Annotated in this window: 17 protein-coding genes and 1 riboswitch; of the genes, 13 read left to right on the top strand and 4 right to left on the bottom strand. The window is 50.6% G+C overall.

Going from position 1 to position 20,590, the window contains the following annotated elements; genetic code table 11:
- Positions 1-66 precede the first annotated feature (66 nt).
- Positions 67-1,377 (bottom strand): M18 family aminopeptidase, encoded by a 1,311-nt coding sequence (locus GPK90_RS16245; RefSeq protein ID WP_118297297.1) that lies wholly within the window; start codon positions 1,375-1,377, stop codon positions 67-69.
- Positions 1,378-1,709: 332 nt separating this feature from the next.
- Between GPK90_RS16245 and GPK90_RS16250 the strand changes: the two genes are divergently transcribed.
- The 13 genes from GPK90_RS16250 to GPK90_RS16310 all read left to right on the top strand — a co-directional run bounded on the left by GPK90_RS16250 (position 1,710) and on the right by GPK90_RS16310 (position 15,903).
- A complete protein-coding gene (locus tag GPK90_RS16250; RefSeq protein WP_215703451.1) occupies positions 1,710-2,873 on the top strand; it encodes a polysaccharide deacetylase family protein in 1,164 nt (387 codons plus the stop codon).
- A 74-nt stretch (positions 2,874-2,947) separates the two neighbouring features.
- Positions 2,948-3,066: riboswitch (FMN riboswitch) on the top strand.
- Between the two features lie 185 nt (positions 3,067-3,251).
- Entirely contained in the window at positions 3,252-3,887 is a 636-nt protein-coding gene (locus GPK90_RS16255) for an ECF transporter S component (RefSeq protein WP_118533411.1), read from the top strand.
- Between the two features lie 67 nt (positions 3,888-3,954).
- Entirely contained in the window at positions 3,955-4,764 is an 810-nt protein-coding gene (locus GPK90_RS16260) for a creatininase family protein (RefSeq protein ID WP_118321883.1), read from the top strand.
- A gap of 369 nt (positions 4,765-5,133) precedes the next feature.
- Complete coding sequence (locus GPK90_RS16265) at positions 5,134-6,204, top strand: L-threonylcarbamoyladenylate synthase (protein ID WP_118533413.1); 1,071 nt, start codon at positions 5,134-5,136, stop codon at positions 6,202-6,204.
- Positions 6,205-6,267: 63 nt separating this feature from the next.
- Positions 6,268-6,756 (top strand): deoxycytidylate deaminase, encoded by a 489-nt coding sequence (locus tag GPK90_RS16270; RefSeq protein ID WP_118297292.1) that lies wholly within the window; start codon positions 6,268-6,270, stop codon positions 6,754-6,756.
- 11 nt (positions 6,757-6,767) lie between these two features.
- Positions 6,768-8,681, top strand: coding sequence for a B12-binding domain-containing radical SAM protein (locus tag GPK90_RS16275; RefSeq protein WP_215703452.1), 1,914 nt, complete (start codon positions 6,768-6,770; stop codon positions 8,679-8,681).
- Positions 8,666-9,409, top strand: a complete 744-nt coding sequence (locus GPK90_RS16280; RefSeq protein ID WP_346011284.1) for an exonuclease domain-containing protein — start codon at positions 8,666-8,668, stop codon at positions 9,407-9,409. Before GPK90_RS16275 ends, GPK90_RS16280 begins: the two co-directional genes overlap by 16 nt.
- Positions 9,410-9,685: 276 nt before the next feature.
- Positions 9,686-11,206: a VanW family protein gene (locus GPK90_RS16285; protein WP_215703453.1), complete on the top strand. Its 1,521-nt coding sequence runs from the start codon at positions 9,686-9,688 to the stop codon at positions 11,204-11,206.
- 25 nt (positions 11,207-11,231) lie between these two features.
- Positions 11,232-11,813, top strand: a complete 582-nt coding sequence (locus GPK90_RS16290; protein WP_118297290.1) for an AIR synthase-related protein — start codon at positions 11,232-11,234, stop codon at positions 11,811-11,813.
- Positions 11,814-11,982: 169 nt separating this feature from the next.
- Positions 11,983-12,465, top strand: coding sequence for an Lrp/AsnC family transcriptional regulator (locus GPK90_RS16295; protein ID WP_118533419.1), 483 nt, complete (start codon positions 11,983-11,985; stop codon positions 12,463-12,465).
- On the top strand, positions 12,462-13,634 hold the full coding sequence (locus tag GPK90_RS16300) for an aminotransferase class I/II-fold pyridoxal phosphate-dependent enzyme (RefSeq protein WP_118533421.1): 1,173 nt from the start codon (positions 12,462-12,464) through the stop codon (positions 13,632-13,634). Before GPK90_RS16295 ends, GPK90_RS16300 begins: the two co-directional genes overlap by 4 nt.
- A 149-nt stretch (positions 13,635-13,783) precedes the next feature.
- Entirely contained in the window at positions 13,784-14,278 is a 495-nt protein-coding gene (gene trmL / locus GPK90_RS16305) for a tRNA (uridine(34)/cytosine(34)/5-carboxymethylaminomethyluridine(34)-2'-O)-methyltransferase TrmL (RefSeq protein WP_118297287.1), read from the top strand.
- 86 nt (positions 14,279-14,364) lie between these two features.
- Complete coding sequence (locus GPK90_RS16310; protein ID WP_215703454.1) at positions 14,365-15,903, top strand: nitrite/sulfite reductase; 1,539 nt, start codon at positions 14,365-14,367, stop codon at positions 15,901-15,903.
- Positions 15,904-16,052: 149 nt separating this feature from the next.
- Here the strand turns inward: GPK90_RS16310 and GPK90_RS16315 are convergent, their stop codons facing one another.
- From GPK90_RS16315 to asnS, 3 genes are all read right to left on the bottom strand, one after another.
- Positions 16,053-17,897 (bottom strand): ATP-binding protein, encoded by a 1,845-nt coding sequence (locus tag GPK90_RS16315; protein WP_215703455.1) that lies wholly within the window; start codon positions 17,895-17,897, stop codon positions 16,053-16,055.
- Entirely contained in the window at positions 17,894-18,970 is a 1,077-nt protein-coding gene (locus tag GPK90_RS16320) for a DNA repair exonuclease (protein WP_215703456.1), read from the bottom strand. Before GPK90_RS16320 ends, GPK90_RS16315 begins: the two co-directional genes overlap by 4 nt.
- Before the next feature lie 114 nt (positions 18,971-19,084).
- Positions 19,085-20,476, bottom strand: a complete 1,392-nt coding sequence (gene asnS, locus GPK90_RS16325; RefSeq protein ID WP_118321889.1) for an asparagine--tRNA ligase — start codon at positions 20,474-20,476, stop codon at positions 19,085-19,087.
- Positions 20,477-20,590: the final 114 nt, after the last annotated feature.

Below are 20,590 nucleotides of genomic sequence, written 5' to 3' on the forward strand. Positions count from 1 at the left end.
TCTGCATTGGAAGGATAAAAAACCGCCGGAAATGCGAGAATTTCCGGCGGAGCATTTTTACAAAAATTATTCGAGTACGAGTGTACCGTCACCTTCGGCGCGGATCGCAGATTTGAAGAACTCTTCAAATGCCTTTTCCATGTAAGCCATATCCTTGGAACCGGCAGTCTCATACGGAGAGTGCATCGCTAACTGCGGAAGTCCGATATCCACTGTGTTTAAGGAAACCTGTGCATTGGAGATGTTTCCGAGAGTGGAACCGCCGAGAATATCGGAACGATTTAAGAACTCCTGATACGGAACACCTGCGCGCTCGCAGAGGCAGCGCATAACTGCAGCGGAAACAGCGTCTGTTGTGTATTTCTGGTTTGCACTGTGTTTGATCACAAGACCGCCGTTTAAGTATGTGCGGTTTGTCGGGTCTGTCTTATCCGCGTAGTTCGGATGTACAGCATGTCCGTTATCCGCAGATACCATGAAGCTGGAAGCAAGGGAAGTGAGATACTCTTCTTCTGTTCTTCCAAGGCTGCGGTTAATGCGGCGAAGGATGTCATAAAGGAATGTGGAGCCGGCGCCCTGTTTTGTGCCGCTTCCAACTTCCTCATTATCAAATACGGCAACGACCGGAATGCAGCGGTCGCTCTCACTGTTTAACAGAGCCATCGTGGATGTGAATGCACACTGAAGGTCGTCAAGACGCGGAGCGGAGATGAACTCGCCGTCGCAGCCCCAGATCGTACCTTCCATGCGGTTGTAGAGGAAAAGATCCATTCCCTTGATCTGATCAACGGAAACACCGGCTTCCTCGGCGATCATTTCTTTAAATGCCTTGCCGGAATTGCTCATACGGTATAACGGGAGCATGTCCTTCTGGATGTTGTATTTATAACCGTCGTTTACTTCCCTGTTCATGTGGATCGCGAGGTTCGGGATCATGAGAAGATCGCGGTCAACATTGATCAGCTTTGTTGTGAGACGATTACCATCTTTTACGATGATACGGCCTGCAACGGAGAGTGGTCTGTCAAACCACGGAGCGCAGAGCATTCCGCCGTATTTTTCAACATTTAATTTTACATACTGGTTTTCAACATTCATCTCGGAGGACTCTTTGATCTTTAAAGTCGGGGAGTCGCTGTGGCTTGCCGCGATATGGAAGCCTGAATAATCTTTGCGGGATACCTTGAATGCGATGATCGCGGACTGGTTGCGGGTTACAAAATATTTGCCGCCCTCAGCAAGGTTCCAGGTATTTCCCTCAGCGAGGCACTCAAAGCCTGCTTCAGTCAGGTAGTTTGCCAGCTCATGAACAGCATGGAAACCAGTCGGACTCTTTTTGATAAAAGAAAATAATTCTTCGTTCAGATTCTGAATCATGTTTTTGTTACTCCTTTCGATAATAACCCCTGTAAGTCATACTATCTTATTATACAGGGAAAATACGGTATAGGCAAGTTTGCGCTATGCTGTGCGCAAGTGATGAAACAGGCGGGTACCGTTTTACAGCAGCTGACAGCCGTGTTCGCTATATCGAAAAACCAATTCGAAATAGCCCCGTTCCTGTAACTGTGACGGTGTGAATAGTTAAATTCTGACGATTTTATGAAGATTGAGAAAAAACGCGGAAAAGATACCTTTATTTGTATTTTCATGTTAGAATATGGAAATAGGAAATATGGTGAAAAGCACCAGAGAAACGAGGGGAACAAATGGATTGGAAAAAAATCAGACGGGCAATCTGTGGGGCAGCTGCGGCCGTCGCTGTATGCTTTACGGCAGCAGGAATGAACACAAAACCGGTATATGCGGCAGATATGGGAGCTGTGTACGGAATATTTGAGCATGGAGTCGGCTGGAGCGCATACCACGGAGACCAGACGGCGGAACGTGCCGGAAACGGGACTTATGTGACGGCGATCCGGGCGAGTCTTTCCGGACAGCCGGAGGGAATGAGCGGAACACTTTCTTATCAGGTAAATTTAAGCGGTTCCGGCTGGCTTTCCTGGCAGGAAAATATGGCGGAGACCGGAACGATCGAGACGGGGATGCCGCTCGAGGCGATCCGGATGGAGCTCACAGGGCAGTTAAAAGATCATTATGATGTTTATTACTCAGTATTCCAGAATGGGTCATGGACAGCTCCGGTAAAAAATGGTGAGACTGCCGGAACAGAAGGACAGGGACTTCGCGTGGATGGAATCTGGGTTACTGTGACAGAAAAAGATGCAGCAGCTCCGGAGGGACCGAAGAATGGAGGAATTGATCCAACAAGACCGATGGTGGCGCTGACTTTCGATGACGGACCATCCAAATATACAGAGCGTATTCTGAATTCGCTGGAGGCGAATGGCGGAAGAGCAACGTTCTTTATGGTTGGAAATCGTGTGGCTTCTTATGCATCCACGGTAAAGCGCATGGCGGATCTCGGATGTGAGACGAACAGCCATACCTGGGCGCATACATATCTCACAAATATGTCCGAAGGTCAGATCTTGCAGAGCTTAAACCAGACCCGTGATGCGATCGTTGCAGCAGGCGGAAATGCACCGAAAGGAGTTCGCCCGCCGGGAGGAAAGATCAATGATGCGAGCAAAGCAGTTCTTGCGAAGGCAGGAATGCCGTCGATCGTATGGTCGGTAGATACTCTGGACTGGAAGACGAGAAATGCCCAGAAGACGATCGATACCGTTTTAAGCCAGGTCAAAGACGGGGATATCGTTTTGATGCATGATCTCTATGAGCAGAGCGCGATCGCAGCGGAGACGCTGATCCCGGAGCTTACAAAGAGAGGTTACCAGCTTGTGACTGTCAGCGAGATGGCGGAGCTTCGCGGCGGAATGGCAGCAGGACATTCCTATGGACATTTCCGCTAAGGGGGAACTTGCACGGATAAAAAATGATTGCATAGCAAATAAAAATGTGATATTCTGTTATCGAACAAATAAATATCGTTCTTCGGGGCGGGGTGAAATTCCCCACCGGCGGTATAGTCCGCGACCTGCGCTGAGCAGCTGATTTGGTGAAATTCCAAAACCGACAGTATAGTCTGGATGAGAGAAGAAATTGTATGACAGGAATAGTAGATACAGGTCCCGGACTTTTTTAATTGTCCGGGATCTTTTTTGTATAACAACGAGAACGTGCCGGGGCACATTCCGATGAATTTTTTCCTGCACAGCAATTCCTTGTTACGATACCGTGTCCCTATCCGGTATTTCTGCAGAAGAACAACACGTACAAGGAGGATCATTATGAACCAGAACAAAGTATTAAGTGTCAGAAACATCGTGCTGATCGCCATGTTCAGCGCACTCGCAGCCGTATTGGAGACGATCCAGGTGGCAGTTCCGTTTGCACCGCCGTTTTATAAACTGGATTTCGCAGAGCTCCCGGTACTGATCGGTGGTTTCGCCATGGGACCGGCACAGGCGGCACTCATTGCGATCGTGAAGAATCTTTTAAAACTGCTCTTAAACGGAACAAGCACTTACTATGTCGGTGAGCTTGGAAACATCATCGGAAGCTGTATGTTCTCCGTGCCGGCAGCTCTGATCTACCGCAGACATAAGACGAAAAAGACAGCGATGATCGCTCTTGTTGTCGGTGTATTCTGTGCAGTTATCGGTGCAGTATTTGTAAACTGTGCGATCACTCTTCCGTTCTACGCAAAAGTTGCTTTCGGCGGAATCGAGAATATCATCGCGATGGGAACAAAGATCAACCCGGCGATCACAAACCTTTACACATTCGCTCTTTTCGCAATCATCCCGTTTAACATTGTAAAATGCGGACTGAATGCGATCGTGACGGCGCTTGTATACAAGCATGTCAGTGCGATCATTCATTCCGGGATCCACAGAGAGAAGAAAACTGAAACGATTCAGTAGGTCTGCGCATTTACTGCGCTGACTGTAAGAAAACATTGGTTTGAAGGCACTGAATGGAGAAAAAACAATGGTAAGGTACTATAATGAACTGACAAGACTGGAAATGGAACAGGTCGATAAAGATGAGACGGTAGTCATGATCCCGGTAGGGGCATTGGAGCAGCATGGAAACCAGTGTCCGCTTGGCACGGACGAGATCATTGCAGAGGGAACAGCGAGACGGATCAAGGAAGCGCTGGACCGGGAGATCCCGGACTATCCGATGCTCATTTTCCCGCTGATTCCGGTGGGACTCAGCACGGAACACATCAATTTCTGCGGCTCCGTGACATTGAAACCGGACACATTCTACCACGTTTTGTATGACATCTGCAAAGGGCTGGCTCATCATGGTTTTAAAAAGATCGCGATCTTAAACTGCCACGGCGGAAATTCTCCGATCATCCAGGTGCTGAGCAGAGAACTTCGAAGTGAGCTTGGAATTGCCGTATTTATCATCAACTGCGGTGCATTTTTTGGCAATCAGGCGGTGAAAGATACTGTGACACCTGGAAATGTCTGGGATTTCCATGGAGGAGAGATGGAGACATCGATGGTCCTCGCGGAACGGCCGGAGACGGTAAAACTGGAGACCTCTGAGGCGGGGATCCCGAAGAAATTTATGGGAAACAAGACGTTCACTGTTTACGGACCGATCACACTCGGCTGGGTATCGGAAGAGTGGGAAACCGAGGATGGAAAGCCGATCGGGATCGGCGGAGACCCGAGCGGGGCAACGGCAGAGAAAGGCAATCAGATCTACGACAGTTTTGTGGAGTCGATCCTTTCCGGACTGAAAGAGATAAGAAGATGGAAGGATGTTACTTTTCACGGATAGGAATTTTCTGAACTGAAAATTCCGTATGATACCGTTATGGTCGCGGATTTTGCCGATTTGGAATGCGAAGCATCGGCAAAATCCTGTTACAGTGCGCGGGCATGGAGTGCCCGTGTACTGTAACGGAAAGATTGACGGAGAGCCAGTAAATCCGCCGGAAATCTGTTGCAACCATAACATCCATGTGCTAAACTGAATACGCAATTAAACAAAGTAAGGTGCTGCGTTTTGTGCAGCACCTTTATCATTAGAAAAAACTGGGATCATGCAGAAATACTGCGAATTTCAAGGCGCAGGGCAGTTCTGAGAGCGTGGGGAAAGAGACTCCGGCTCCAAACATTATTGATAAGAGAATCGAGAGTGCATAATATGAATACAAAAGTAGTTCGCATCAGAGAAGAAGAAAAGACAAGAGAAGCACTGGAAAAAAATCCGGGGCTTCTGGAGGCGGCAGAGATCTTAAGAAACGGCGGCCTTGTGGCATTTCCGACCGAGACTGTTTACGGTCTCGGCGCGAATGCGTTAAATGAGGAAGCGGCAAAGAAAATCTATGCGGCAAAAGGACGTCCATCCGACAATCCGCTGATCGCCCATATTTCCTGTATGGAGGAACTCCCGGCGATCGTAAAGGAAATTCCGGAAGCCGGGCGGAAACTGGCGGAAAAATACTGGCCGGGCCCGCTGACCATGATCTTTCCGAAAAAAGACATTGTGCCTTACGGAACGACCGGTGGTCTTGACACCGTTGCGGTCCGCATGCCGTCTGACCCGGTGGCAAACTGCCTGATCCATCTGGCGGGAGTTCCGGTCGCGGCGCCGAGTGCCAATACATCCGGAAGACCGAGCCCGACAAAGGCGGAACATGTCATCGAAGATATGGACGGAAAGATCGAGATGGTGATCGACGGCGGTGCCGTTGGGATCGGCGTGGAGTCCACGATCGTGGATGTGTCGAGTGAGGTTCCGACACTTTTAAGACCGGGGGCGATCACGATCGAGATGCTCCGTGAGACACTGGGGCAGGTTGATATCGATCCGGTGATCCTGGGACCGGTGAGCGGAGATATTAAGCCGAAAGCGCCGGGAATGAAGTATCGCCATTATGCCCCGAAGGCGGACATGACGCTGGTCGAGGGCGATATGGACAAGGTCGTGGCTTATATCAATGAGCAGACAAAGAAGGCGGAGGCCGAGGGAAAGAAAGTCGGCATCATCTGCACCGAGGAGAGCCGGGATCTGTATCCGGATGGAAATCTTGAGGTGATCGGAAGCAGAGAACATGAGGAGACAGTTGCCCACAACCTGTTTGCGGTGCTGCGTGACTTTGATGCGCGCAAGGTAGACTGCATCTTCTCAGAGAGCTTTTCCAAGGACCAGCTTGGCCAGGCGATCATGAACCGCCTGTGCAAGGCAGCGGGATATCATATTATAAATGTGTAAAAATCCATGGAGCAGTTACATCGTGATACAATAATAGATCATCACAGAGATGGAGGAGAAACCATGTCAGAGAAGAGAGACGGATATATTACCTGGGACGAATATTTCATGGGAGTTGCGAAGCTTTCCGCAATGCGATCCAAAGATCCGAATACGCAGGTAGGTGCCTGCATCGTGAGTCAGGACAATAAGATCCTGTCCATGGGCTACAACGGATTTCCGAAAGGCTGTTCCGATGATGAATTCCCGTGGGATAAGATGGATGAGGACCCGTACAACAGAAAGTATTTCTATGTGACACACAGTGAGCTGAACGCGATCTTAAATTACCGCGGCGGCAGTCTGGAAGGAAGCAAACTCTATGTGACCCTGTTCCCGTGCAATGAGTGTGCGAAAGCGATCATCCAGGCCGGTATCCAGACGATCGTTTACGAGAGCGACAAGTACGCGAACGATGCGTCCACACGGGCGTCCAAGAGAATGTTAAATGCGGCTGGCGTGCGGTATTATCAGTATAACCCGACAGGACGCAAGATTGAGTACCGGGTATAACGGAGGAATCAATGAAATTTTTGCTGGCGGCGATCAACGCCAAATATATCCACTCAAATCCTGGTGTATACAGTCTGCGCGCGTTTGCGCGGACAAAGATCCCGGGAGCGGATATCGAGATCGGAGAATATACCATCAACCATCAGATGGATTTAATTTTACAGGATATCTACAGGAAAAAGCCGGATTTTATCGGCTTTTCCTGCTATATATGGAACATTTCCTATATCATGGAGATCGTCCGGGACGTAAAGAAAGTGCTGCCGGAGGCGGAGATCTGGCTTGGCGGTCCGGAGGTGTCCTATGATGCGAAAAAAGTGCTGACGCGTGAGCCGGATGTTCGCGGTATCATGCGCGGGGAAGGCGAGCTGACGTTCACAGAGCTTGTGCGTGCTTATCTTCAGAGAGAAAAAACGTCCGTACCGGACGGATATACAGGTGAAAGCTTTAGGGGACAGGCAAAGGAGGAAACTTCCGGCTGTGCGGAAAATACCCGGATGCCGGAGAATGCCGAAGGAGAAAATGCGCATTCAGATCGTCTGGACTTAAGTCAGATTCCGGGAATTACTTATCGCGCAGCAAACGGCGAGATCGAGGAACATGGTCCGCAGCGTCTTCTCAGTCTCGATGAGATCCCATTCTACTATGATGATATGGCAGGATTCGAGAACAGGATCGTCTACTATGAGAGCAGCCGCGGGTGTCCGTTTTCCTGCAGTTACTGTCTTTCTTCCATCGATAAGACGGTGCGCTTCCGGAGTCTCGATCTGGTACTCCCGGAACTGCAGTTTTTCCTGGACCACAAGGTCCCACAGGTCAAATTTGTGGACCGCACCTTCAACTGCAAAAGAGAACACACACTGGGGATCTGGCGGTACCTTGTGGAGCATGATAACGGGATCACGAACTTCCACTTCGAGGTTTCCGCGGATATCTTTGACGAGGAGGAGCTGGAACTGATCGGAAAGATGCGCCCGGGTCTGATCCAGCTGGAGATCGGTGTCCAGTCTACAAATCCGGACACGATCCGGGAGATCCACAGGCACATGGATCTGGTAAAACTGAAACGGGCGGTGGACCGTGTTTACGATTACCGGAATACCCACCAGCACCTTGATCTGATCGCGGGACTTCCCTATGAGAACTATGAATCATTTATGCGCTCATTTGATGACGTTTACCGGATGCGTCCGGATCAGCTCCAGATGGGGTTCTTAAAGGTGTTAAAAGGATCCTACATGGAGGAGCAGGTTGCGGCATATGATCTGAAATACCGGGGAATCCCGCCATATGAAGTGCTTTCCACAAAGTGGCTTCCTTACAGCGATGTGATCCGTCTGAAAGGCGTGGAGGACATGGTCGAGGTCTACTATAACAGCGGCCAGTTCCCGGCGACGATGAAGCTGCTGGAGAAAAGATTCCAGAGACCATCGGAGATTTTTGTGAATCTGGCGGAATACTATGAGAAGAACGGCCTTACCGGGATCAGCCACAGCAGACTGGCCAGGTATGAGATCCTGTACCGGTTCCTGGAAGAGGATATGAGGGAAGAAGAGCGGGATCATGTTACGGCTGCAAAGGTTCCGGAAACCGGACAGCCGTCCTTAGCGGACTTCCGTGACAGTTTAATGTATGACCTCTATGTCCGCGAAAACATCAAGAGCCGTCCGTCCTTTGCCAGCGACCAGTCTCCGTACAAAAAGGAAGTCCGCGAATTCTTCATGGCGGAGGAAGAAAATCCAAAATGGCTCACGGATTACGCTGGCTTTGATTCGAGGCAGATGGCGAAAATGGCTCATCTGGAACATATGGAAGATGGGACGTTTGTACTGTTTGATTATAAAAAGCGGGATCCGCTGTCTGGGAATGCGGGAGCGGTGCGTTTTGTATACAAGGATGGAGAAGAGACATGGCAGATGAAATGATAAATTCTTATGTCGCACTGGATCTTGAGACGACAGGGATCGGTGCACGCCATGAAAAGATCACGGAGATCGGTATGGTGAAGGTGATAGATGGCGAGGCAGTGGACACCTATCATACGATGGTAAACCCGCACCGGGAGATCCCGGAGAGGATCGTGGAGCTGACGGGGATCACGGATGATATGGTGAAGGATGCACCGGGGATCGATGAGATCCTGGATGAGGTCTTAAACTTCACGGAAGATCTCCCGCTCCTTGGACATCAGATCATTTTCGACTACGGTTTCCTTGTTCAGGCTGCGGTAAACCAGAAGCGGAAATTCGAGAAATATGGGGTTGATACGCTGAAGCTCTGCCGCTATCTGATGCCGGGAGCGGAAAAGAAAAATCTGGGTGCTGCCTGCGCATATTTTGGCGTTCATCAGGACACGGCACACCGCGCGCTTTCCGACGCTTATGCCGCCCATGATCTCTACCAGGAATTAAAAAGAAGGTTCGGAAAAGAGCGCCCGGAACTCTTCACCGCAAAAATGCTGCAATATAAGGCAAAAAAGGAACGGACGGCGTCTAAAAGGCAAAAAGAACACTTGCAGGATTTACTAAAATATCATAGAATAGACATAACTGTCGAGATCGATCACATGTCCGGAAATGAAATCTCCCGGATGATCGACAAGATCATTTTCCAGTATGGAAGAATACCGGAAAATGCGAAAAAACAGGGATAGATTTCGGGAACGCTGGAAGAATGACTATTAAACGGCATGACAGCTGATGAGAGCTGTGAGATGCGGACCGGAATGGAAAGCAAGAAGAGGTGAATGGTTTGTTTAACATGAATAACAAAAAAACAAGAAAGATTTTCTCTACCATCGTGATCGTGCTGGTCGTACTTGCAATGGTAGTGCCGATGATTCTCGGTTCCCTTCTTTCTATCTTTTAATATGATGAGAAAAGACCTGGGATATATCAGGCAGCAGAAAGATATCAGCGAGGAAAAAAGAATGAAAAAAAATGTGTGGATCGCAGGTGTGACGGCGTTACTGAGCGCCGGACTTGTCTGGATCGCCCCGGTTTCCACACTGGCAGATGAGCGGATCCCGGATGGGGTCTCCGTTGGAGCCGTCAGCCTTTCCGGACTTACGGAAGCGGAAGCCGAAAAGCAGATCGAAAGTTATGTAAATGAAAAACTAAATCAGGATATCACACTTGTGGTAAATGGCGCGGAGGCGAAATCCGATGCGAAGACGCTTGGTGTTGCCTGGGATAATCAGGATGAGGTGGCGAAAGCGGTCCAGGGGACAGAGCTGAAGGGAAATCTTGTAAAAAGGTATATGAAAAAGAAAGATCTTGAGGTAAATCCGCTGAAGATCGAGCTGGATCTCTCTGTGGATCAGGATAAGATCTCTTCTTTCGTATCCGCGAACTGTGATTCTGCGGTGGCGGATGCTGTCGACGCAACGATCACGAGAAAGAACGGAAAGTTTGAGATCACACCTTCAAAAGAAGGTGTGACAGTAGATATGGACGCAACGAAAGCGGCCCTTAATGAGGCGCTGAACAGTGAGGACACAGGCGCGATCCGTGTGGAGGCGTCCGTTACTGTGGATAAGCCGAAGGTGACGGAGGAAGATCTCGCGACGATCAAGGATGTTCTCGGAACTTTTTCCACGAGCTTTGCGACCAGCGGTGCTTCCCGATCCACAAACCTTGCAGTAGGTTCGGGAAAGATCAACGGACATGTGCTGATGCCGGGAGAGGTTCTTTCCGGGTATGAGTGTATGCATCCGTTCACACTGGAAAACGGATATAAGACGGCGACTGCTTATGAGAATGGCCGGTCTGTTGACAGTATCGGCGGCGGTGTCTGCCAGATCTCTACAACTCTCTACAACGCGGCTTTATACGCGGAGCTGGAGATCGTTCAGCGCCAGAATCATTCCATGTCGGTCAGCTATGTAAAACCGTCTATGGATGCGGCGATTGCCGGAACTTACAAAGATCTGAAGGTGAAGAATCCTTATGATACCCCGATCTATATCGAGGGATACACACAGGGAAAGACACTGACGTTCACGATCTACGGAAAAGAGACGAGACCGTCGAACCGCACTCTGGCATTTGAGTCAGAGACACTTCAGACTGTGCCGTCACCAACCCAGGAGATCCAGGATCCGAGCCTTCCGGCCGGAAAGCGCGTGAAAGTGGAATCCGGGCATACGGGATTAAAGTCGAAATTATATAAGTGCGTATATGTGGATGGACAGCTGCAGGAACGTACCCTGTTGAACTCTGACACATACAATGCGTCAAAAACAGTTTACCGTGTAGGAACGGGAGCTGCTGAGACAGCAGCACCGGCACCGACCGAGACGGCAGCGCCAACTGAGACGGCAGCGCCGACCGAGACAGAGGCGCCGGCACCGGTTGAGACAGAGGCGCCGGAAACACAGGCACCTGCTGAAACTGCCGGACTGCAGCCGGGCGAAAATTATGGCCCTGGAATGGGTGAGAACGCGGCTTAGGCCGCATAGAAGAGAGACCGGAATCATGAGAAAAATTGAGCGCGAACCCAACGGAGCGGGGATCTTCAGACCGGGACAGGATCTGGTAGTCGCAGGGACGATCGGAAAAAACGGTGTGAAGGCGGCTCTGTCGGCAAAAGAAAAAGAGATATCGGCCCGATTCCCGGAATGGTTTGTCAAGCGGATCCGGGAGCAGGCAGATAAAAAGTTAGAACTGACTCCGGAGATGTTCGATGCCTGCGGCGCAGGAGAATGGGAAGAAATTTCGGAGGGCGGCATACTGGCCGCCCTTTGGACTATCTCAGGAGCGTATGAGCAGGGAATTTCCTTTGAACTGAGGAAAATCCCGGTCGCACAGGAAACAATCGAGATCTGTGAACTTTTTGACCTGAATCCATACCGGCTCGCATCGGGAGAATGCCTTCTGATGGCGGTGGAAAACGGTGGGGATGCCGTGAGGATCTTAAGCGAGGCGGGGATCCCGTCCGCAGTGATCGGAAAAGTGGAAAAAGGTATCGCGAGAAAGATGACCGGGATCGGAACAACAGGATTTCTGGAACGCCCGGCACAGGATGAAATCTATAAGATCACAGGAGAATGTGTATGACAGTGATCTGACTGGGAGAAAGCTTTCCTGCCTGGACAGCCGGTCGGAATATGGATTTACCTGTAATCGCTGCTATGACTTTGTAAGAAACTGCTGCCCATAAGAGAATGCCGGCGGCAGATTTCTCAGGTGAAAGTACTGAACAGATATGTAACAAGGAGGATTTATCATGCGTGAAAAAATTTTGGCGATCATTGAAAAGAACAGCCGAATTGATCTGAAAGATCTGGCCGCCCTTTTGGGCGAGAGTGAAGCAGCCGTCGCGAATGAGATCGCGGACATGGAAAAAGAAAATATTATCTGTGGATATCACACCATGATCAACTGGGATAACACCGGAAACGAGAAAGTGATCGCATTGATCGAAGTGAAAGTAACTCCGCAGAGAGGAATGGGATTTGACAAGATCGCGGAGCGTATTTACCAGTACAGCGAAGTGAATTCCGTATATCTGATGTCCGGTGCGTTTGATTTCACCGTGATCATCGAAGGAAAGACCATGCGTGAGGTCGCTCAGTTTGTATCTGAAAAACTGTCCCCGATGGATTCCGTCCTCAGCACAGCGACCCATTTTGTACTCAAGAAATATAAGGACCACGGCACGATCATGTATGAGAAGCCGGGGGATGAAAGGATGATGATTACACCGTGAGAAACCCGTTATCTGATAAAATCGTAACGATCCCGCCGTCCGGGATCCGTAAATTCTTTGATATTGTAAGTGAGATGAAAGATGCAATCTCCTTAGGCGTCGGCGAGCCGGATTTTGATACTCCGTGGCATATCCGTGAAGAGGGCATTTATTCTCTGGAAAAAGGACGTACCTTCTATACATCCAACGCAGGCTTAAAAGATCTGAAGATCGAGATCTGCAACTATTTAAAGAGACGTTTTGACGTAGAATATGACTATAACAAAGAGGTCATGGTAACCGTCGGCGGAAGTGAAGCGATCGATATCGCGCTTCGCGCGATGTTAAATCCGGGAGACGAAGTTCTGATCCCGCAGCCGAGCTATGTGTCCTACACTCCGTGTACGATCCTGGCGGACGGTGTTCCGGTTACGATCCAGCTTGAGGAGAAGGACAAGTTCCGCCTGACAAAAGAAAAACTCCTGGAAAAGATCACACCGAAGACGAAAGTCCTGGTGCTTCCGTTCCCGAACAACCCGACCGGTTCCATTATGGAGGCGGAAGATCTGGCGGAGATCGCGAAGGTCTGCGTGGAGAAAGACCTGTTTGTTATCTCCGATGAGATCTACTCCGAGCTTACCTACAAGGGACAGCACTGCACGATCGCCGCATTCCCGGGAATGAAGGAGCGTACCGTTCTGATCAACGGTTTCTCGAAATCCTTCGCGATGACCGGATGGCGTCTCGGCTATGCATGTGCGCCGGAGATCATCCTGAAACAGATGTTAAAGATCCACCAGTTTGCGATCATGTGTGCGCCGACAACAAGCCAGTATGCTGCGGTTGAGGCGCTGAGAAACGGTGACCATGATGTGATCGAGATGCGTGAGGCATATGACCAGAGAAGACGTTACCTTGTAAAGGCACTTCGCGATATGGGATTTGACTGCTATGAGCCGCAGGGCGCGTTCTATGTATTCCCGAGCATCAAGAAATTCGGTATGACTTCCGATGAGTTTGCTTTAAAGCTTCTTGAGGAGGAGAAGGTTGCCGTTGTTCCGGGTACTGCGTTCGGCGACTGCGGAGAGGGATATCTGAGAATCTCCTATGCGTACTCCTTAAATGATCTGAAACGTGCGCTTGAGAGAATGGAGCGTTTCGTGAAGAGACACCTGAACGAAGAGAAATAAAAAGAATTGTGACTGTGCGGATACCGGACAGTCATGGAAAACGGAGCTTCCCCGGCTTGATCATGAAGGTGGTCGGGCCGGGAAATTTCTTGTTTACGCGAATAATGAGCCGAAGCACATTCTTTTTATATGACAGGAGAGACCACAACATGAACATCGTATTATACGAGCCGGAAATGCCGGCCAACACAGGAAATATCGGGCGAACCTGCGTGGCAACGAACACGAAGCTGCACCTGATCGAGCCGCTGGGATTTAAGCTCAGCGAAAAACATCTGGTCCGTGCCGGACTGGACTACTGGGACAAGCTGGATGTGACGGTGTACAGTGATTATCAGGATTTCTTAAAGAAGAATCCGGGAGCAAAGATCTACATGGCGACCACCAAAGGCGAACATGTATACACGGATGTTCCGTATGATCCGGACGCCTATATCATGTTCGGACCGGAGAGCCGCGGGATCCCGGAGGAGATCCTTGTGGAGAACCGTGAAAACTGTATCCGGATCCCGATGTGGGGAGATATCAGGTCCTTAAATCTTTCAAATTCCGTGGCGATCGTGCTCTATGAGGCGCTCAGACAGAACGGGTTTGAGAAGATGACGATGGAAGGACATCTGCATCATCTGCACTGGAAAGAGTAGAAATTCTGCGGATTCCGCCGGAAGGTGAGACACCGGAAGGATCCGTACAGCCTGGAAAAGGAAAAAGGGGAAAGAGGAAAACAATCATGATGAATGAAAAATGGGAAGAACAGTTTCGCGAACAGATCCATGATTTCGTGGAGACAATTGAAAAATTTGACAAAGGCGAGATCGACCGGAAGGCATACAAGGGAATCTCCGGAGGATTCGGAAGCTATGCGCAGCGGGATCCTTCCAAACATATGCTGCGTCTCAGAATGGCAGGCGGAAACCTGACGGAAAAGCGCCTGGAATTCCTTACAGAGGCGGTAAAGGATTACGGTGTGGAGCTCATGAAGCTTACGACATGTGAGACTGTCCAGCTTCACAATTTAAAGGCGGAGCAGGTTCCGGTCCTCATGGAAAAAGCAATTGATGCCGAGATCTACAGCCGGGGCGGCGGCGGAGACAATCCGAGAAATATCATGATGAGCCCGCTCTCCGGAGTACAGAAAGGGGAAGCTTTCGATGTAAAGCCGTATGCGGAGGCAGCGGCAGAGTATCTGCTCTCCATCGCTGGTGAGATCCATATGCCGAGAAAGCTGAAAGTGGCGTTCTGCAACGGCGCTGACGATTCTGTACACAGTGCATTCCGTGATATGGGATTCATGGCAAATCCGGACGGAACATTTACACTCCGGATCGCCGGCGGACTCGGCGGCGGCTATAAGATGGGAGTCCTCGTAGATGAACATGTCCAGGCGACAGAGATCCTTTACTATATCCGCGCCATGATCGAGACATTCTGCCAGCACGGCAATTATGAGAACCGCGCGAAAGCCCGCACCCGTTTCATGCAGGAGACACTGGGAGTTGACGGATTAAAGACGGCGTTTCTTGAGAACGTGCAGAAAATGAAAGAAAAAGGCGGTCTGGACTTCCATGTGGAAGAAAAAACGGTTACGAAAAAAGGTTCCGGAGAAATCTCTGATAAGCGCGTCATTGCCCAGAAACAGCCGGGACTCTACGCAGTCGCTTATCATCCGATCGGAGGATGCCTCCCGACTGGAAAACCGGCAGAGCTTCTCGCACTTTTAAAGGAGATCCCGGATGCAGAGTGCCGGATCGCACCGCATGAGACGATCTATATCATCAACCTGACTGCAGACGAGGCAAAGAAGGTTCTCGCAGCAACGGCTGACGGAGCCCAGACAGCCTTTGAGAACAGTGTTGCATGTATCGGCGCATCGATCTGCCAGCAGGGCGTCAGAGACAGCCAGGCGGCGCTCAGAGCGGCTGTAGCGGCTGTCAGAGAGGCAGGAATCCCGGACGGCGCTCTTCCGAAGATCTGTATTTCCGGATGTCCGTCCAGCTGTTCCGCGCATCAGGCGGCGGCGCTCGGTTTCCAGGGCGCAGCAAAGACCGTAGACGGAAAGCCGGAGTCTGCGTTTAAGATGTTCGTCGGTGGAAGTGATAAACTCGGTGCGGCAAAATTCGGCGAGGCCGGAGCCGTGATCCTGGAGCGTGATCTTCCGAAGCTTCTCGTGGAGCTTGGAAAAGCAGCGGCAGCATCTAACATGAACTGGGAGACCTGGATCGCTGGTCATGGGGATGAATTCCGGGCGATTGTGGAAAAGTACGCGTAAAAGACTGCGTGCTGTGGAAAGACGGAATCCCTATAAATATAAAAATGTCGGCAGTTTTAATCTACTGCCGACATTTTTTGCAGAAAACGTGGATTTTTGTTCGCAGCCGGGAAGGTGCTGAACAATTACGGATCGGCCAGGACAGGATCCTACATCTCGATCAACTGAAACGGCACCTGTCTTGCGCGCAGCATCTGCGCTTCGCGGCGGTGGCAGGTGAAGATGATGATCTGACCGCCGTAGGCGGAGGCGAGCCATTCGAGAGCTGTTTTCAGGCGATCATCATCGTACTGGGTAAAGCTGTCGTCGAAGATCAGCGGAAAACCTCCGGATTCGGAGCCGGACCCCGTGAGAAGCTTTGCGGCGGCAAGGCGCAGGGCGAGATAGACCTGGTCCATGGTTCCGCTGCTGACGTTTTCGAGCGGGACGAGCTTTGTCTTCGTGTTCAGGAAGACGTTCAGATTCTCGTCGATGCTCATGCTGTCGTAGATCCCGCCGGTGATGCCGGTGATATACTGGGACGCCTCTTTGTTCAGATAGAGTCCGAAAGAATCCCGAATCGTGGAGGAGAGGTCTGCCATGGTCTCCTGGGCGAGGTCGATGGCGACGATCTCATCGTGGATGCGGTCATTCTCCGCGAGAGTCCGCTTTAACGCTTTCGCTTTATTTTTGCAGTTGCTCAAGTGTTCCAGCTTTTTTTCCAACTCCCACTGGGTCCGCTGCTGTTTCTCGATCATCTCGCTGCAGCCGGCCTGTTTTGTCTGGAGATTACTCAGATCTTCCAGAAATTTCCGGATCGCCGTCTCGGACTGGGAGACCATATCACAGAGCTTCGAAAATTCGCCCATCCGCGCGCGGAATGCGTTCATGGCATCTTCGGACACTGCGGAATCTCCGAGATGTCTCGCAAGAAGAGCGCCAAGTTCCGCCGAGGTGCTGTCGCACATTTTGTGATATTCTTTATCTTTCTGACGGAAGATCAAGGAGATGATAAAAAAGATCACAGCCGCCGCCACAGAAGCTCCGCAGACAGGGAGATATGCGGTGAGATTGAAATATCCAAGAGCCGCCGCTGCCCCGAGTCCTGCGATCCCGAGAACGGCCGTAAGCGCGGACAGGACTTTTCTGGACTTCTTGCTGCACTCCATATTCAGCATATTGTATTCATTGTATAATTTTTCTGCATTGGAGGACATCGCATCCACGGAAGCCTGGTCTGTAAAACCATTGTCTGCGAGGACTTTCTTTCCGTTTGCGAGTTTCTCGTCCAGATCCTTTTTCTGTGTCTGGGTATTTTCGATCAGTCCATTGACCTGGGTCCGCATATTCTGGTAGGAGGCGAGCTGGTTCTCGTATTCCGGGCCGGCGATCTCAGATTCAATATTCCGGATCTCAGCGAGAAGAGAGGTGAATTCCCGGCTTGCCTCCGGGATCAGCCCGGCTTCGAGCGAACGTTTCTGGTTGCGCAGGAATGCGGTGGCTTTTGTGATATTTAAGGAAATATTGCCGGTGGTGTTCATGTTGGCAATATAATTCTTAAGTTCCGTCACCATTCCGTCCTCGGTGGCGCTCTTCAGCTGGCCGATGCTGATCGTGTTATTGTACATGGTCTCAGTGAGCCCGTTTAAGAGCCTGGAGATAAACTCCGGACTTGCGTTTTCTTCAAGACCTTTCGTCTCATTGATGATCTTTAAAGACTTATTTTCTTTCCGGAACCGCCGCTCGATGCGGTAGATGGTCCCATCTTTTTCCAGTCTCAGCCAGCCTTCGTAGGTCCCGCTGTTTTCCCACGGTTCGTACTTTGTATACAGGTCATTCTTTGCCGCCCGTCCCCGCCCGCGCTCGATCCCGAAGAGTATGCCGCGGATAAAGGTGTGGAGCGTGGATTTTCCGGCTTCGTTCTTTCCGTAGATAATGTTGATCCCGTCGTTGAAGGAGATGGTCCGGTCATGAAATTTTCCGAACCCGTTGATATGTAATTCGAGTAATCTCATGGCTGACTCCTTTCGTCTTTTGTCATAAGCAGGGCGTGGATCCCGTAATAAAGCGCTTTTTTCTCCACAGGACTCATATCTTCCTTCATGAGCGCCTGGATATAAAAGCCGATCATGTCGCTCGGATGTTCCGCGAACAATGCGTGGAAATCATACTGCGGTTCCGATTCATCCAGGATCTCGATGATATTCCACTGACCGGAGAGAAGATCCAGGTCAAAACTGATATCAGGATCCCGCATGCCGCGGATGCGGAAACGATAGATATTGCCCGCGCCGCGCTTGCGGATCTCGTCGGCGATGATCTGGGAGAGCTCGGTGTTGGTCGTCTGAGGAGTTACATTGACCACTAACGGGATATACTGGGCCTGGCAGACTTCCTTAAACTGCAGGGAGGTCACATGACCGCTCGCGGTGTCGATTTCCCCGACAAAATATCCGTGCGGTCCGGTCTCCGTCATGTCGAGCGGTTCCGGGGAACCTGCGTAGGCCATGCGGTTTTCCAGGAGAACCTCCGGCTTGTGGATATGCCCAAGGGCGATATAGGAGAACGGGGATGCAGCCAGTGCATTCCGGTCAAAAGGAACATGCTTTGCATCACCGCCATGGAGCATGAGGATCCGGGTACGTCGGGATGCCGGAAGAGAGATGTTGTCGGCCTTTGCCTCGGTAATCTCGGCAGTGTGATAGCTGAATCCGTAAACTTCTGTGTTCAGCTCCTCAAAATAGACGGAAGAGAGGTCCTCGTCCATCAGAAATGTCACGTTCGGCGCCCAGGTAAAGCTGAGGAGTGCGGAACTCTTCCGGATCCGGTCATGGTTTCCGGCAATGATGACAACTCTGGTCCCGGGGATCGTAGAGAACAGATAGTTGACTTCCTTTAAGTCGCGGGCCAGCGGCTGGCGGTGGAACAGATCGCCGGAGATCAGAAGGAGATCGGCGCGGGAGTCTCTCGCGTCCTCAATGATTCCCTGGAATGTCAGTCGGATCGCCTGTTCCCGCTTTTTGCCCCAGGGCTTATCACTGTCCGGGATCATGCCCCAGTGGATATCGGCGGTGTGGATAAATTTCATAGGTTCCTCCCAGTGTAAAAGATCAGGAAAAATCGAAAAGGAGCGCAACAGATCGTCTGTGCGCTCCCTGCGGCTGCCATGCATCGAAAGGACGCGGCGGGCTGCTGTTTTTCCTTATAACTCGCAGTTATTAACGGTACGCGGGAACGGGATCACGTCACGGATATTGCCCATTCCTGTGAGGTACATCACGCAGCGCTCGAAGCCGAGACCGAAACCGGAGTGGCGGACACTGCCGTATTTTCTGAGGTCGAGATAGAAGCCGTAGTCTTCCGGTTTTAATCCGAGCTCATTCATGCGGGCGAGAAGCTTGTCGTAATCGTCCTCACGCTGGCTTCCGCCGATGATCTCGCCGATACCCGGAACGAGGCAGTCCACAGCGGCAACTGTCTTTCCATCCGGATTTAACTTCATGTAGAACGCCTTGATCTCCTTCGGGTAGTCGGTAACGAATACCGGTTTCTTGAAGATCTTCTCAGTCAGATAGCGCTCATGCTCCGTCTGGAGATCGCAGCCCCAGAATACCTTGTAATCGAACTCGTCGTTGTGCTCTTCGAGGAGCTTGACAGCCTCTGTGTAGGTAACACGGCCGAATTCGGAATTTAATACGTTGTTTAAACGGTCGAGAAGTCCCTTGTCGACGAACTGGTTGAAGAAGTTCATCTCAGACGGAGCGTTCTCAAGAACGTAGCGGATGACATATTTTAACATGCCCTCTGCCACAGTCATATTGTCATCAAGATCAGCGAATGCCATCTCCGGCTCGATCATCCAGAACTCGGCAGCATGACGGGTCGTGTTGGAATTCTCAGCACGGAAGGTCGGTCCGAAGGTATAAACATTGCGGAATGCCATTGCGTAGGTCTCAGCGTTTAACTGTCCGCTTACGGTAAGGCTTGTATGCTTTCCAAAAAAGTCCTCGCTGTAATCAACTGCGCCGTCCTCAGTCTTCGGGACGTTATCGAGATCGAGAGTTGTTACCTGGAACATCTCGCCTGCGCCTTCACAGTCACTGGATGTGATCAGAGGTGTGTGGACATAGACGAAGCCCTGCTCCTGGAAGTACTGGTGGATCGCGTAGGCGATCAGGGAACGCACACGGAATACAGCCTGGAAGGTGTTGGTACGCGCACGAAGGTGCGGGATCGTACGAAGGTATTCGAAGGTGTGACGCTTTTTCTGGAGCGGGTAATCCGCGCTGGAAGCGCCTTCAACAACAACCTCTGTCGCCTGGATCTCGAACGGCTGCTTTGCCTCCGGTGTTGCAACGAGAGTACCTTTTACGATGATGGAAGCGCCGACGTTTAACTTGGAAACTTCAGCGAAGTTTGCCATTGTATCATGGTAAACGATCTGTAAGGTATCGAAGCTTGTACCATCGTTTAATACGATAAAGCCGAATGCCTTGGAGTCACGGATGCTGCGGATCCAGCCACCGACGGTGATCTCCTTGTCTAAATATTTCTCACGCTCTTTAAAGAGCTCTTTGACTGTTGTCAACTGCATGATTGTTTCTCCTTCTAAATACATCTCCTGTAACGGTGTGTTACATAGTCTCTTCTTTTTAAATGCAATCTGCTACTAGTATAGCGTATTTTGTGTGTGGATTCAAGGAAAAAT

It is taken from the genome of Clostridium sp. MCC344 (genome assembly GCF_018785365.1).
Lineage (GTDB): Bacteria > Bacillota > Clostridia > Lachnospirales > Lachnospiraceae > Pilosibacter.

Coding starts and splice junctions, on each gene's coding strand:
- GPK90_RS16245 (WP_118297297.1), bottom strand. CDS start 1,377: ATGATTCAGAATCTGAACGAAGAATTATTTTCTTTTATCAAAAAGAGT.
- GPK90_RS16250 (WP_215703451.1), top strand. CDS start 1,710: ATGGATTGGAAAAAAATCAGACGGGCAATCTGTGGGGCAGCTGCGGCC.
- GPK90_RS16255 (WP_118533411.1), top strand. CDS start 3,252: ATGAACCAGAACAAAGTATTAAGTGTCAGAAACATCGTGCTGATCGCC.
- GPK90_RS16260 (WP_118321883.1), top strand. CDS start 3,955: ATGGTAAGGTACTATAATGAACTGACAAGACTGGAAATGGAACAGGTC.
- GPK90_RS16265 (WP_118533413.1), top strand. CDS start 5,134: ATGAATACAAAAGTAGTTCGCATCAGAGAAGAAGAAAAGACAAGAGAA.
- GPK90_RS16270 (WP_118297292.1), top strand. CDS start 6,268: ATGTCAGAGAAGAGAGACGGATATATTACCTGGGACGAATATTTCATG.
- GPK90_RS16275 (WP_215703452.1), top strand. CDS start 6,768: ATGAAATTTTTGCTGGCGGCGATCAACGCCAAATATATCCACTCAAAT.
- GPK90_RS16280 (WP_346011284.1), top strand. CDS start 8,666: ATGGCAGATGAAATGATAAATTCTTATGTCGCACTGGATCTTGAGACG.
- GPK90_RS16285 (WP_215703453.1), top strand. CDS start 9,686: ATGAAAAAAAATGTGTGGATCGCAGGTGTGACGGCGTTACTGAGCGCC.
- GPK90_RS16290 (WP_118297290.1), top strand. CDS start 11,232: ATGAGAAAAATTGAGCGCGAACCCAACGGAGCGGGGATCTTCAGACCG.
- GPK90_RS16295 (WP_118533419.1), top strand. CDS start 11,983: ATGCGTGAAAAAATTTTGGCGATCATTGAAAAGAACAGCCGAATTGAT.
- trmL (WP_118297287.1), top strand. CDS start 13,784: ATGAACATCGTATTATACGAGCCGGAAATGCCGGCCAACACAGGAAAT.
- GPK90_RS16310 (WP_215703454.1), top strand. CDS start 14,365: ATGATGAATGAAAAATGGGAAGAACAGTTTCGCGAACAGATCCATGAT.
- GPK90_RS16315 (WP_215703455.1), bottom strand. CDS start 17,897: ATGAGATTACTCGAATTACATATCAACGGGTTCGGAAAATTTCATGAC.
- GPK90_RS16320 (WP_215703456.1), bottom strand. CDS start 18,970: ATGAAATTTATCCACACCGCCGATATCCACTGGGGCATGATCCCGGAC.
- asnS (WP_118321889.1), bottom strand. CDS start 20,476: ATGCAGTTGACAACAGTCAAAGAGCTCTTTAAAGAGCGTGAGAAATAT.